Origin of the sequence: Mitsuaria sp. BK041 (assembly GCF_014193085.1) — a bacterium.
Taxonomy (GTDB): domain Bacteria; phylum Pseudomonadota; class Gammaproteobacteria; order Burkholderiales; family Burkholderiaceae_C; genus Roseateles.
The window spans coordinates 3,048,986-3,062,340 of sequence record NZ_JACHYT010000001.1; the positions used below are offsets into that span (position 1 = coordinate 3,048,986).

A 13,355-nucleotide genomic window follows, 5' to 3' on the forward strand; every position below is an offset into this window, starting at 1 on the left:
CTCAGTTCTTCAGCTGCTGGATACGGATCATGTTGCCGGCCGGGTCGCGCACGCCGAAGTCGCGCACGCCGTAGGGCTGGTCGGTGGGCTCCTGCACGATCTCCGCGTCCTGCGACTGCAGGCGCTGGAAGGTCGCGTCCAGGTCCTTCGCGCCGAGCAGCAGCATCGCGAAGGTGCCCTTGGCCATCATCTCGGCGATGGTGCGCTTCTCCTCGTCGGTGACGCCGGGCGTCGCGTTCGGCGGGAACAGCACGATGGAGGTGTCGGGTTTGCCCTTGGGGCCGATGGTGATCCAGCGGTTGCCGCCGAAGGCGACGTCCTTGCGGATCTCGAAGTCCAGGCCGTCGCGGTAGAAGGCCAGCGAGGCCTCGGCGTCGGTGTGCGGCAGGAAGGTCGAGTGGATGGTGATGTCCATGTGAATCTCCAGATCGGTTGCGGTCAGCGTAGTCGGCGGCCGTCGCCGCCGGGGTTCCGGACCCATGCGACGCAGTCTAGGTGGGCTGTTTCTCCGGCGCTTCTCGATTCCTGATCGGACGCGTCACCTGCTTGGCCACGCAGGACGGCAGGCCCTCGCCCTCGCGCGCTGCGTCGCGGCGGTAGGCGCTCGGCGGGACGCCGACGAGCTCGGTGAAGCGCGTGCTGAAGGTGCCCAGCGAGGCGCACCCAACCTCGAAGCAGACCTCGGTGACGCTGAGGTCGCCGCGGCGCAGCAGCGCCATGGCGCGCTCGATGCGGCGGGTCATCAGGTAGGCGTAGACGGACTCGCCGTAAGCCAGGCGGAACTGCCGGCTCAGGTGACCGGAGGACATGTGCACGCCCGCGGCCAGCGCCTCGACGTCCAGCGGCTGGGCGTACTCGCGATCGATCCGGTCGCGCACGCGGCGCAGGCGGGCGAGGTCGCGCAGGCGGGTGTCGGGCGAAGGGTCGGCGGCGGCAGGCATCCGGGCATCCTACCCAGCGCCACGCGAGGAACTCAAACCGGGAGCTCGGGACCATCCCGGAGGCGCCCGTGCCGGAAGTCAGACGGTCCCGTCAGAACAGCGCCCGCCGCATTGACTGCGCATAGTCCGCCTGGAATCCGCGGGCAGCGGCACGCCCGGGCGGCGCGATGTCCAGCACCGGCACTCGCGGCGGCGCGTCCGCCGGCGCCTCGGCCGACGGCGCCTCGGCCGACGGCGCGGCGGGCTCAGCGGTCGCGGTCGCGGTCATGTCGCAGCGCAGCTCCAGCCCCGGCGAGCGGCGGTGTGCGCTCAGCCGCCAGCCGTGGGCCGCGGCGATCTCGGTGCAGATCGCCAGGCCCAGGCCTGCGCCCTGCTCGCGCCGGTCGACGCCGCGCCAGAAGCGCTCGAACAGCCGCGGCAGATCTTCCTCGGCCACGCCCTTGCCGCAGTCCAGCACCGAGAACCCGTCGGGGCTCACGGCCAGCGTCACCACGCCGCCCGGCGGGCTGTGCTGGATCGCGTTCTCGACCAGGTTCTTCAGCAACGTGAACAGCGCGCCCCGGTCCGCCTGCCAGAAGCGCAGCTCCGGGCTCAGCCGCAGACCCAGCGTCACGCCACGCTGCCCGGCCACCCGCTCCATGAAGTCGAAAACCTCGCGCACGGCGGGCTTGGGATCGATCGCCTCGACCCGGTAGTTGCGCTGCTCGCTGGCTTCGGCCAGCAGCAACAGCTGCTGCACCTGGCGCGCGACACGGTCGACGTCCTCCAGGATCTGCTCGCGCCACACGCCCGGCTCCGCCAGTTCCACCTGCGCGCGGATCAGCGCCAGCGGCGTCTTCAACTCATGCGCCGCGTTGGAGAGGAACTCCTGCTGCGTCTTGAAGCCCCCCTGCAGCCGGTCCAGCGCCGCGTTGAAGGCCTCGACCAGCGGCCGCAGTTCGCGCGGCTGGCCGGCGGCCGGCAATCGCTGATCGAGCGTGCGCGGCGCGATGCGGCGTGCCGCGCTGGAAGCCTCGCGCACCGGCTGCAGCGCCTGCCGCAGCGCCAGGTGAATCGTCACGAAGAAGACCAGCACGAAGGTCGCCGCCAAGGCCATGAGGCCCTGGCGCAGGACGTCCAGCCCGATCGACTCGCGCATCTGCAGCACCATGCGGTCGCTGACCGCGAACTGGACGAACAGCCGCTTGCCGGCGTGCTCGCGCGGAATCGTCACGCCATGCATGGCCACGCCGCGGTGCGTGAAGGTGAAGGACTGGCGCCAGGGCTCGAAGCCCTTGCCGTTCCGGGTGAGCACCGCCGTCTCGCCGTCGGTGGCATAGATGGCGCGGCCGTTGGCGTCGATGACCCGCAACAGGACCTCCGCCCGGAAGCTCTCGAAGAGCCAGGGCTCGATCTTGGCCTCGTCGAAACCGCTCGGACGCCCCGCGGCATCGAAGCGCATGTGCCGGGCCAGCGCGGCGCCGTTGTCCTCGATCTGATCGCGCAGCACCCAGCGCGTGAACGGCTCCCACAGCACGGTGGACGCCAGGCCCACCAGCAGCGCGCTGAGCACCATGCTGGCCGCCAGCACCGCCAGCACCCGGTTGCGCAGGCTATTCGGCCACCGCATCTTGAAGCGCATATCCATGGTTCCGGAGATTGACGATGCGCAGGCTCGATCCGAGCGACGCCAGCTTCTTGCGCAGACGATGCAGCGCGACATCGAGCGCATTCGGCGTCACCGCGTCGGACAGCCCCCAGGCCGCCGCCTCCAACGCCGCGCGCCGGACCGTGCGCCCCTGCTGCTGCACCAGCGTGATCGCGATCTGCAGCTCCGCCGGCGCCAGCGCCACCGAGGCGCCCCCGCGCAGCAGCAGCGCCTCGCCGACGTCGACCTCGATGTCGCCGAACAGGGCGCGCGGCGGGCGCACCGCCGCCGGGCGGCGCATCAGCGCCCGCACCCGCGCCACCAGTTCCTCCATCGGAAAGGGCTTGGCGAGGTAATCGTCGGCGCCGGACTCCAGGCCCTCGACCCGGTCATGGAGCGCATCCCGCGCGGTCAGCATCAGGCAGGGCGTGCCCTGCCGCTCGGCCCGCAGGCGCTTGACCAGCGCCAGGCCGTCGCCGTCGGGCAGGCCCCGATCGATGACCAGCGCCGCATAGCCGACCTCGCGATGCGCGACCCAGGCCGCCTCCATCGCATGGAAGACGTCCGTCGGGATGCCGGCGGCCTGCAGGGCCTGACGGATCAGTCCGGCAAGCCGGACGTGATCCTCCACCAGGGCGATTCGATTCATGGGGAGAGGGGGCCGAAGCGGCACATGGTAAGGGAGGCAGGGAGGCAAGGGATGGCCATCGTCCGCTCCAGCGCCTTACCCGTGTCTTACCGGAGCGACACGGCGGCCGCTCCCCTCTCCCCGGTCGTCGCTCAAGCGACCTCGGCCGGCACCCGCTGGTGGTACTGGACGACGGCCACCCCGTCGCGGATGGCCTGCTCGTAGACGCCGAGCATGCCCAGCGCCTCGCGCAGGTCGTCGCGGATCGCGGCGGAGGCGATGACGGCCTCGTCGTCGTTGCACAGCGCGCCGTCCTCGTCATCGTCGCGCTTGAGGCGGTAGACGAGTTCGGCCACGACCGCCGCATGCTCGATGCGCTCGCGCAGCGTCTTCATCGCCAGGCCGACGGTGATGTCGCTGCGCGGGACGAAATACTCGACGCAGGCGGGCTCGAAGCGGCTCAGCGAGGGATACATCCGCGAGCTGTAGAGGAAGGCCTCGAACTCCTCGCGCGTCATGCCCTCCAGGGGGCGGATCTGCTCGAGGACCTCCTGCATGAACAGCAGCTTCGGGGGACGCGGGGGCGGCGGCGGCGGTGCCGGCGGAGGCGCGCTGGCGCCGCGGGCCGCCTTGGGCAGGTCGCGCTCGTCGAGCCCGTCGGACTCGTTGCGCTCGTCAGGCTCGTCGGCCTCGTCGAGCAGTGCCGCGGCGGCGGTGACGGGACAGCCGGACGGCGTCATCGGGACGGCCGGAATGGCCGGGGCGGAGGGAGAGAGGGACATCGTGGACATGGACAGCTCCAGTTCGGATCGGATCAATGCATAGGCATCACCTTCGTGGGGATGACAGGGACCGCATCAGCGACGCGGGGGATGCATCTTCAGCGTGGCCGGCGCAAGACCTGGCACGAAAAGATCAATGAAATCGATTCGATGAAACCGTCGGCATGAGCGCCACACCAGTCCTCGTGGGGCGACCGACTTGTCTCGGTGGGACCTGCGACGAGAGCCACTCGCTTGAGGCGGCTCAGCGGAATCGCACGACCGCCTCGAACCCCGGTTCGGCATTGCGCAACTCGAGCCGGCTGCCGTGCGCCTCGGCCACGAGCCGGCACAGCGACAGTCCCAGGCCCACGCCGCCTTCGCTGCGCGCGCGCGCCTCGTCGGGGCGGAAGAAGGGCTGGCCGAGCTGTGGGAGCGCCTCGGGCGGCACGCCGGGGCCGTGGTCGCGCACGGTGAGCCGCACGCCGTCGCCATCGCGCTCGACGCTGACCCGCACCGGGCCGCTCGCCGCGTCGTTGTGACGCAGCGCGTTGTGCACCAGGTTGCGCAGCAGCAGTTGCACCCGCATCCGGTCCAGCTGCAGCACGGGCAGGTCGGGATCGATGCTGAGCGTGACGCCCAGCTGGTCCTGCTCGCGCGCCAGCGCGCCGAGGTCGCAATCGCCGACCTGCAGCGCGCGATGCCCGCTGCCCAGCCGCTCGCTCTCCAGCAGGGCCGAGATCAGCTCCCGCATCTGCGCCAGCTCGTCCAGCAGCGCCGCCTTCGAGGCCCCCTCGTCGACCAGTTCCGCATGCAGCCGCGCGCGCGTCAGCGGGCTGCGCAGCTCATGGCTGATCGCCAGCAGCAGGGCGCGCTTGCCGTCGAGCATCGCCTGGATGTCCTGGGCCATCTGGTTGAAGCGGTGCGCCAGGTCGCCGATCTCGTCGCGGTGGCGGATGGGCACGCGATGCGCGAGGTCGCCGCGCCCGAAGGCCTCCGCGCCCGCCGCCAGCTCGCGCAGCGGCGCCACCAGGCGGCGGATGCCGCCGTAGGCCAGGCCGGTCACCAGCAACAGCAGCGGCACGGCCCAGAGCCACCCGTACTCGACCTTCATCGAGCCCCACAGGATCGCGCTACCCGCGCAGGCCAGCACGACGAAGATCGCGATCAGCCGCGCGCCCAGCGAATGCTTGAAGTGCGCATGGTGGCGATGCCACCGCTGGTGCCAGCGGTTGCGCGCCCGCATATGCCAGCGCCAGCCGCGGCCCCGCGGGAACGGGCCGCCCATGGCCTCCATCTCCGCCCAGCGCCGCATCTTGTCCAGGCGCTTGCGGTGGTGCCTGAGCCGTTCCTCGTGCAGGCGCAACCACCAGGCGTCGCGCGGCGCATGCCAGCGCGGATCGCCGCAGCGGGGGTCGCCCCACTCGCCGGGACCGCCGGGACCGTCCGGGCCGGCCGCGCCGCCCGGGCGCCGTTCCCACGGCGCATCGCGGTCGTTGCCGCCATTGCCGTCATCACGATCGCCGCGCCGGTCCCGCCGGTCGAGCCGGTCGAGCCAATGGTCGTAGGGATGACGCGGTCCCTTCATGACCCGCCCTCCCCGCCGCCGGGCGCCGCACCGCCCGCCACCGGCAACGCGAAGCAGTAGCCCGCGTTGCGCAGCGTCTTGAGCGCCTCCAGCGGCTCGAGCTTGCGACGCATGCGGCTCACCAGGATGTCCACCGCCCGGGTGAACAGGTCGGCCTCCTGACCGCGCAGCCGGTTCAGGATCTCGTCGCGGGAGAACACCCGCCCGGGCTCGCGGGCGAGCATCACCAGCAGCTCGTATTCGGTACTGGTCAGCTCGACGGGGCCGGTGCCGGCCGTGACCAGGCGGCGCGCGGTGTCGATCTCCAGCCCCTCGAAGCGCAGCAGCGTCGCCGGCGCGACCGCCGCCGGCGCCAGGCGCGTGCGGCGCAGGATGGTCTGCAGGCGCGCGGCCAGCTCGCGGGGCTCGAAGGGTTTGGCCAGGTAGTCGTCCGCGCCCAGCTCCAGGCCCACCACCCGATCGGTCAGGTCGCCCCGCGCGGTCAGCATCAGGATCGGGATCTCGCGCCACGGCTCGCTGCCGCCGCGCACGCGCTTGCAGAAGGCGAAGCCGTCCATCTCCGGCAGCATGCCGTCCAGGATCAGCGCGTCGAAGCGCTCCTCGGCCAGCCGCGCCAGCGCGGCGCTCGGCCGCGTCACGGCGCTCAGCGCGAAGTCGAAACGCGCCAGGTAGCTCGCCAGCGGCGCGGCCAGCGCCTCGTCGTCGTCAATCAGCAGCAGTCGGTGCATCGTGCCGTCCATTGTGCCCAGCCGCCTGGCCCGGGGAGCCTGCGGCGCGCGTGTGCCTGACCAGCGTGATGGCGCGCTCCGGGCATGCCTTCACGCAGTGGCCGCAGGCCCGACAGGCGTCGGCATTCGGCGTGAAGGCCTGCTGCCAGCCGTGCGCATAACCGCGCAGCTTGCCGAAGAGGCTCAGGTCCTTGCGGCGCTCCGCCGGCAAGGTGCCGACCGAGAACACGCCATAGGGGCAGACCTCGACGCAATCGCCCTTGCCTTCGCAGCGGTTGCGGTCGATGACCGGCCGCAGCAGCCCCGGAGGCTGCCGGCAGTCGCGGCCGTCCATCAAAGGCCCCGGTCGTTGGCAGCGCCGTGATCGTCGCGACGGTCGTGGCCACCCCGGCCGCCGTCGCGTCCGGCGCGGCGACGCAGCCGGCGCAACAGGAAACGCAGCATCTGCTGCTGGTCGAAGTCGAGCGCGTCGAAGAAGTCGCCGACGGCCGCCAACAGCGCGGGACCGGTCGCCCGCAGCGCCTCGACCTGGCCGTCGAAGAGTTCCTGCGCCTCCTCGCGGCGGAAGTTGTCGCTCTCGATCAGCCGGGCGACCTCCGGACCACGGGCCAGCGCCTTGACCGCGCGCCGCGCCGTGCCGAGCTGGTCGACCAGGCGCTCCAGCAGCTCGGCCTGGCTGTCGCTCAGGTCCAGAAAGGCGCGGGCCCGGGCTTGCAGCCGCCCGCCGCGGCGACCGTGGGCATCGGGTCCCAGGCCCCCGCCGAAGCCGCCCCACCCATCACCGCCGTGGTGACCAGGGCCACCGTGGTGGCGGTGGCGGCCGTGTCGGAATTGCTCGCGTCCGAGCCCGCCCCAGCCCCACGGGAAACCGCCGAAACCGGCGAACCGGTGCCAGGGGCCGTGGACGGGCAGCGGGCCGTAGAAGCCATCGTCACACACAGGGCCGAAAGGACCGAAGCGACCATCGTGGCCGAAGTGAGCGTGCTGACGTTCATGGTGGTGGCTCCAGCGTCGAAACAGGTGCATGGTGCAGTTCCTCGGTAAAGCCCGGTTGTCCGGGCGGTGAATCCATGTCGCCATGATTCCCATGCCGCCTCGTCGGGGCATCTCACCGCGGTATCGCTGCTTTTCGTTTTGTATCGCCCCCTGCCCACCCGACGGAATGCCTCCAAGGGGGAGGCAGCGCCTCTGCTGACACGACGCGTCAGGGGTCTGGTTTTCGACATCCCCCGCCCGGGCGACTGTTCTCCCCCCTCGGCTGTCCCCCGTTCCGCGCGCCCGGAACGGGGCTCGCCGGAGCCATGGCCCTCTACAATCGCCGGCTCCGTGTCCCTCGCCTAGATGACACCGCCTCGCGGCGGAGCGCCCCCATGACCGAACTCGCCAAGTCCTTCGAACCCGCCTCTCTCGAAGCCCATTGGGGCCCGCTGTGGGAGTCCAAGGGCCTCTACGAGCCGACGCTCGATCCGGCCAGGCCGTCGTTCAGCATCCAGCTGCCGCCGCCCAACGTCACCGGCACGCTGCACATGGGGCATGCGTTCAACCAGACCATCATGGACTCGCTGACGCGCTACCACCGGATGCGCGGCCACAACACGCTGTGGGTCCCCGGCACCGACCACGCCGGCATCGCCACGCAGATCGTCGTCGAGCGCCAGCTGCAGGGCCAGGGCCAGAGCCGCCACGACCTGGGCCGCAAGAACTTCGTCGCCCGCGTCTGGGAATGGAAGCAGCAGTCCGGCTCCACCATCACGCAGCAGATGCGCCGCATGGGCGACTCGGTGTCCTGGGGCCACGAGTACTTCACGATGGACGACAAGCTGTCGACCGTCGTCGTCGACACCTTCGTCAAGCTCTTCGACGAAGGCCTGATCTACCGCGGCAAGCGCCTGGTCAGCTGGGACCCGATCCTGAAGTCCGCCGTCTCCGACCTCGAGGTCGAGAGCGAGGAGGAGGAAGGTTCGCTGTGGCACATCCGCTATCCGCTGGCCGAGGGCGGCGAGTCGCTGGTCGTGGCGACCACGCGGCCCGAGACCCTGCTGGGCGACACCGCGGTGATGGTCCATCCCGAGGACGAGCGCTACAAGCACCTGATCGGCCAGCAGGTGAAGCTGCCCATCACCGGCCGCCTGGTGCCGGTGATCGCCGACGAGTACGTCGACAAGGCATTCGGCACCGGCGTCGTCAAGGTCACGCCGGCCCACGACACCAACGACTACCAGGTCGGCCAGCGCCACCAGCTGCCGATGCTGACCATCTTCACGCTGGACGCGACCGTCGTCGACACGATGGACGAGATCCCGGCCGAGTACCGCGGCCTGGACCGCTTCGCGGCGCGCAAGGCGATCGTCAAGGCGCTGGAGGAGCAAGGCCTGCTGGTCGAGGTCAAGAAGCACAAGCTGATGGTCCCGCGCTGCACGCGCACCGGGCAGATCGTCGAGCCGATGCTGACGGACCAGTGGTTCGTCGCCACCAGCAAGCCGGGCAAGGACGGCAAGTCCATCGCGCAGAAGGCCATCGACGTGGTCGCCAGCGGCGAGGTCAGGTTCGTGCCCGAGAACTGGGTCAACACCTACAACCAGTGGATGGGCAACATCCAGGACTGGTGCATCTCGCGCCAGCTCTGGTGGGGCCACCAGATCCCGGCCTGGTTCGGCACGGGCGGCGAGATCTTCGTCGCCCATGACGAGGCCGAGGCGCAGGCCAAGGCCACCGCCGCCGGCTACACCGGCCCGCTCAAGCGCGACGAGGACGTGCTGGACACCTGGTACTCGTCGGCGCTGGTGCCGTTCTCGACGCTGGGCTGGCCCGCCAAGACGCTGGAGCAGGACCTGTTCCTGCCGTCGTCGGTGCTGGTCACCGGCTACGACATCATCTTCTTCTGGGTCGCCCGGATGATCATGATGACGACGCACTTCACCGGCAAGGTGCCCTTCAAGCATGTGTACATCCACGGCCTGGTGCTGGACGCGCAGGGCAAGAAGATGAGCAAGTCCGAGGGCAACGTGCTGGACCCGGTCGACCTGATCGACGGCATCGAGCTGGCCCCGCTGCTGGACAAGCGCACCCAGGGCCTGCGCAAGCCCGAGACCGCGCCCAAGGTCCGCAAGGCCACCGAGAAGGAATTCCCCGAAGGCATCCCCGGCTACGGCGCCGACGCGCTGCGTTTCACCTTCGCGGCGATGGCGACGCTGGGCCGCAGCGTCAACTTCGACAGCAAGCGCTGCGAGGGCTACCGGAACTTCTGCAACAAGCTGTGGAACGCCACCCGCTTCGTGCTGATGAACACGCAAGGCCAGGACTGTGGCCTGGTCGAGCACACGAAGGAGCAATGCGCGCCGGGCGGCAGCGCGCACGGTTACCTGCAGTTCTCGCAGGCCGACCGCTGGATCGTCAGCGAGCTGCAGCAGGTCGAGCAGGCCGTCGCGCAGGGCTTCGCCGACTACCGCCTGGACCAGGTCGCCAACGCGATCTATTCCTTCGTGTGGGACGAGTACTGCGACTGGTATCTGGAGCTGGCCAAGGTGCAGCTGCAGACCGCGCAGGCCGAGGGCAACGAGGCTGCGCAGCGCGGCACGCGCCGCACGCTGATCCGCGTGCTCGAGACCATCCTGCGTCTGCTGCACCCGATCGCGCCCTTCATCACCGAGGAACTCTGGCAGACCGTCGCGCCGATCGCCGGCCGCAAGTCCACCGACTACCTGGTGACCGCGCCCTACCCGGTCGCGCAGCCCGAGCGCATCGACCCGCAGGCCATCGCCTGGGTCGAGCAGCTCAAGGCCGTGGTCGGCACCTGCCGCAGCCTGCGCGGCGAGATGGGCCTGAGCCCGTCCGACCGCGTGCCGCTGCTGGCCGGCGGCGACCTGTCCTTCCTGCGCGAGGCCGCGCCGGCGCTGAAGGTGCTGGCCAAGCTGCAGAGCGTCGAGCTGATCGAGGACGAGGCCGCATTCAACCAGCAGAGCGCGATGTCGCCGGTGCTGGTGCATGGCGCGGCGCGTCTGGCGCTGAAGGTGGAGATCGACGTCGAGGCCGAGCGCGCCCGCATCGCCAAGGAGATCGCGCGCCTGGAAGGCGAGGTCGCCAAGGCCAATGCCAAGCTGGGCAATGAGAGCTTCGTGGCGCGCGCCCCGGCGGCCGTCGTGGAGCAGGAACGTCAGCGCATCGCCGACTTCAGCGCCACCGTGGTTCGGCTAAAAGATCAGGCAGCGCGCCTGGGTGGGTCGGCCTGAACTCGGCCTGCGTCGCGGGCGTGGACAGGATCTCCGAGATCCGCCGCGCCACGCTCCACGCGGCGCGCATCCGTGACTCGCGGGTCGTCGCCGCCACGCGCGGCGTGACCTGCAGACCGGGCGCCCCATGCAAGGGGCGCCCGGCTTCCATCAGGCCGGGCTCCATCAGGTCCAGCCACGCGGCCAGCAATCGGCCCCCATGCAGCGCGTCCGCCAGCGCCTGTTCGTCGAACAGGGCCGAGTGCGAGGTCGATACCAGCACCTGAGACGGCTTGCAGAAGTTCAGCACCCGCTCGCCGATCAGGCCGCGGTAGCGCGGGAAATACGCGAGCTGCACGCTGACGCCGTCGGCGGCCTGCATCAGCTCGCGCAGCCCATAGGGTTCGATGCCCCACTGCGCCCAGAGCGGATCGGCATGGTGCAGGCTGGGGTCATAACCGATCACGCGCGCACCAAACACCGGCAGCAGCGTGGCGAGCTGGCGCGCCGAGGGCGTCAGGCCCACCAGGCCGATGGTGGCGCAACCGAGCTCGCGCCCCACCCACTGGCCGTCCGCGCCCTGCACCGGCACGCGGCGCAGCAGCGCGAGCAAGGCGCCGATGACGAACTCCGCTTCGGCCGAGGCCGCCGCCGTCGGCGCGCGCACCACTTCGATGTTGGCGGCGCGGCAGGCTTCCAGATCGATGTTCTCCGCGCCGGCGCCGATGCGCCCGACGGCACGCAGTCGCGGCGCGCGGCGGACGGTGTCCGCGTCCAGCGCGACGGAGGCGGGCAGGAAAATTGCCTGGGCCTGCGCAACATGCTCTCTCAGCGTCAGCGGCGCGTCCGCCGGCTCGGGGGCGACCTGCACGGCATGGCGCTCCGCCAGCCATTCCAGGACGTCTGCCTCCAGCGGTTCCAGGACTAGCACTGACATGAGGGGTTTGGAGAGGATTGTTTGATTTTCTTTCAGTAGCGCCATGCAAGAATGCCGGCGCAATTACCGTTGGAGTGTACGTAAATGGCCCTCATCAACAAGGCAATCTTCCCGGTTGCTGGACTTGGCACTCGCTTCCTGCCCGCCACCAAGGCGCAGCCCAAGGAGATGCTGCCGGTGGTCGACAAGCCGCTGATCCAGTACGCAGTGGAGGAGGCCTACGCGGCCGGCATCCGCCAGATGATCTTCGTGAATGGACGTAACAAGCGCGCCATTCCCGATCACTTCGACACCGCATTCGAACTCGAGACCGAACTCGAGGCCGCCGGCAAGAAGGAACTGCTCGCGCTGGTCCATTCGATCAAGCCCGACGACATGGAGTGCATCTACATCCGCCAGCCCAAGGCCCTGGGCCTGGGCCATGCGGTGCTGTGCGCGCAATGCGTGGTCGTCAACGAGCCCTTCGCGGTGCTGCTGGCCGACGACCTGATGGTGGGCAAGCCACCGGTGCTCAAGCAGATGGTGGACCAGTTCTCCGAATGGCAGGCCTCCATCCTGGCCGTCCAGGAAGTGCCCGCCGAGCACACCAAGCGCTACGGCATCGTGGCAGGCTCTGCCATCAGCGACCGCCTGATGGACCTGACCCACATGGTCGAGAAGCCCAATCCCGAGGACGCGCCGTCGCGCCTGGGCGTGGCCGGCCGCTACATCCTGACGCCGGGCGTGTTCCGCGAGATCGCCACGCAGCCGCGCGGCGTCGGCGGCGAGATCCAGTTGACGGACGGCATCGCCGCGCTGATGCGCCGCGAGAAGGTCTTCGCCTTCCGCTATGACGGCAAGCGCTACGACTGCGGCAGCAAGGAAGGTTTCCTGCAGGCCAACGTCGAGCTCGCGCTGGACCATCCGCAACTGGGCGCCAGCTTCCGCGAGTACCTGAAGTCGCTGGAAATCTGACCGCCCTGAACTTCTGACGGCAGGACTTCCCGTCACTGTCCCGTCATGACGCACGAAGGCCACGCAACGCGTGGCCTTCTTCGTTTCCGGATCCGCGCTCAGCGGCGCTTGAGCACGTGGATGAACTCGTCGCCGGCGCTGGTCTGTTCGACCAGCTCATTGCCGGTCTGGCGCGAGAAGGCCTGGAAGTCGCGCATCGATCCCGGGTCGGTCGCGACCACCTTGAGCAGCTGGCCGCTTTCCATTTCCGCCAGCGCCTTCTTGGCCTTGAGGATGGGCAGCGGGCAGTTCAGTCCGCGGGTGTCGAGTTCCTTGTGGATGTCCATGTGTGTGTCCTGACCGGCGCGCGCACCGGCGATGTGGCGGATTCTAGTCAGCCCGGCTCAGCTGCGCGGCGCCATCCACTTCGGCTCGAGGCCGCGGCCGCGCAGCCAGTCCGCCAACGCCTGGCCGGTGCCTGCGGGCCAGCATTCGAGCTGCTCCGGTGGCGTCAGCGAGTACTCGACCAGCTCCGGCGACAGCGTGACCTCGCCGCGCGCCGGCACGTGGTACGCGATGATGACCTGGTTCTTCTTCTGGAAGTCGTAGACGCCGATCAGCGTCGCGCCCAGCGCCTCAAGCGAGGTCTCTTCCAGCACCTCGCGCCGGATGCCCTCTTCCGGCGACTCGCCGGCCTCCATGAAGCCGGTGATCAATCCGAAGAAGCGCCCCGGCCAGGCGGCGTTGCGGGCGAGCAAGACCTGGCCCTCCCGGTCGACGCACTCGACCACCGCCGCCAGCACCGGTGTCGGGTTGTTCCAGTGGGTGAAGTCGCAGCGGGGGCAGCGCAGCCGGGTCTTGGGGCCGCCGTCCTCCGGCAGTTCGATCCACGCCAGTTCGCTGGCGCATTGCGGGCAGAAGCGGAAGGTCATGGGCAAAGGCGCGCGGCGCCGTCGGATCACGATCCGGCGATCATCCCCGATCGCCGGCCGCCCGTCAGGCAG

At 70.0% G+C, this 13,355-nt stretch carries 14 protein-coding genes; 2 read left to right on the forward strand and 12 right to left on the reverse strand.

The features are described 5' to 3' along the window. Window position 1: 1 nt before the first annotated feature. From FHT38_RS12875 to FHT38_RS12915, 9 genes are all read right to left on the reverse strand, one after another. A complete protein-coding gene (locus FHT38_RS12875; RefSeq protein WP_147240479.1) occupies window positions 2-415 on the reverse strand; it encodes a VOC family protein in 414 nt (137 codons plus the stop codon). A gap of 76 nt (window positions 416-491) precedes the next feature. Further along, window positions 492-941 (reverse strand): helix-turn-helix transcriptional regulator, encoded by a 450-nt coding sequence (locus FHT38_RS12880; protein ID WP_091733320.1) that lies wholly within the window; start codon window positions 939-941, stop codon window positions 492-494. 91 nt (window positions 942-1,032) lie between these two features. Next, window positions 1,033-2,550 carry an ATP-binding protein gene (locus FHT38_RS12885; RefSeq protein WP_183492012.1) on the reverse strand — a complete coding sequence of 506 codons (1,518 nt, stop codon included), beginning with the start codon at window positions 2,548-2,550 and terminating at the stop codon, window positions 1,033-1,035. Then, the gene (locus FHT38_RS12890; RefSeq protein ID WP_183480343.1) at window positions 2,534-3,217 is read right to left on the reverse strand and encodes a response regulator transcription factor; all 684 of its coding nucleotides are present in this window, start codon (window positions 3,215-3,217) and stop codon (window positions 2,534-2,536) included. Before FHT38_RS12890 ends, FHT38_RS12885 begins: the two co-directional genes overlap by 17 nt. A 131-nt stretch (window positions 3,218-3,348) precedes the next feature. Further along, window positions 3,349-3,987: a hypothetical protein gene (locus FHT38_RS12895; RefSeq protein WP_147242869.1), complete on the reverse strand. Its 639-nt coding sequence runs from the start codon at window positions 3,985-3,987 to the stop codon at window positions 3,349-3,351. Window positions 3,988-4,222: 235 nt separating this feature from the next. Further along, window positions 4,223-5,545 carry a cell wall metabolism sensor histidine kinase WalK gene (locus FHT38_RS12900; protein ID WP_255488675.1) on the reverse strand — a complete coding sequence of 441 codons (1,323 nt, stop codon included), beginning with the start codon at window positions 5,543-5,545 and terminating at the stop codon, window positions 4,223-4,225. Next, window positions 5,542-6,273, reverse strand: a complete 732-nt coding sequence (locus FHT38_RS12905; RefSeq protein WP_183480347.1) for a response regulator transcription factor — start codon at window positions 6,271-6,273, stop codon at window positions 5,542-5,544. Before FHT38_RS12905 ends, FHT38_RS12900 begins: the two co-directional genes overlap by 4 nt. Beyond that, window positions 6,251-6,607: a 4Fe-4S binding protein gene (locus tag FHT38_RS12910; RefSeq protein ID WP_183492013.1), complete on the reverse strand. Its 357-nt coding sequence runs from the start codon at window positions 6,605-6,607 to the stop codon at window positions 6,251-6,253. The genes FHT38_RS12905 and FHT38_RS12910 overlap by 23 nt, the downstream gene beginning before the upstream one ends. Continuing rightward, on the reverse strand, window positions 6,607-7,362 hold the full coding sequence (locus tag FHT38_RS12915; RefSeq protein ID WP_183492014.1) for a hypothetical protein: 756 nt from the start codon (window positions 7,360-7,362) through the stop codon (window positions 6,607-6,609). The genes FHT38_RS12910 and FHT38_RS12915 overlap by 1 nt, the downstream gene beginning before the upstream one ends. 281 nt (window positions 7,363-7,643) lie before the next feature. Here FHT38_RS12915 and FHT38_RS12920 point away from each other — a divergent pair, with 281 nt between their 5' ends. Next, window positions 7,644-10,502 carry a valine--tRNA ligase gene (locus FHT38_RS12920; RefSeq protein ID WP_183492015.1) on the forward strand — a complete coding sequence of 953 codons (2,859 nt, stop codon included), beginning with the start codon at window positions 7,644-7,646 and terminating at the stop codon, window positions 10,500-10,502. On the opposite strand, the gene FHT38_RS12925 is transcribed toward FHT38_RS12920, so the two are convergent. Beyond that, window positions 10,444-11,418 (reverse strand): D-isomer specific 2-hydroxyacid dehydrogenase family protein, encoded by a 975-nt coding sequence (locus FHT38_RS12925; protein WP_091733303.1) that lies wholly within the window; start codon window positions 11,416-11,418, stop codon window positions 10,444-10,446. The genes FHT38_RS12920 and FHT38_RS12925 overlap by 59 nt on opposite strands. An 84-nt stretch (window positions 11,419-11,502) precedes the next feature. Here FHT38_RS12925 and galU point away from each other — a divergent pair, with 84 nt between their 5' ends. Next, window positions 11,503-12,372, forward strand: a complete 870-nt coding sequence (gene galU / locus FHT38_RS12930) for a UTP--glucose-1-phosphate uridylyltransferase GalU (RefSeq protein WP_091733299.1) — start codon at window positions 11,503-11,505, stop codon at window positions 12,370-12,372. A 98-nt stretch (window positions 12,373-12,470) separates the two neighbouring features. Here galU and FHT38_RS12935 read toward each other — a convergent pair whose 3' ends face one another. Both FHT38_RS12935 and FHT38_RS12940 read right to left on the reverse strand, forming a co-directional pair. Further along, window positions 12,471-12,698, reverse strand: a complete 228-nt coding sequence (locus tag FHT38_RS12935; RefSeq protein ID WP_091733295.1) for a sulfurtransferase TusA family protein — start codon at window positions 12,696-12,698, stop codon at window positions 12,471-12,473. Window positions 12,699-12,755: 57 nt separating this feature from the next. Next, window positions 12,756-13,283: an NUDIX domain-containing protein gene (locus FHT38_RS12940; protein WP_091733292.1), complete on the reverse strand. Its 528-nt coding sequence runs from the start codon at window positions 13,281-13,283 to the stop codon at window positions 12,756-12,758. Window positions 13,284-13,355: the final 72 nt, after the last annotated feature.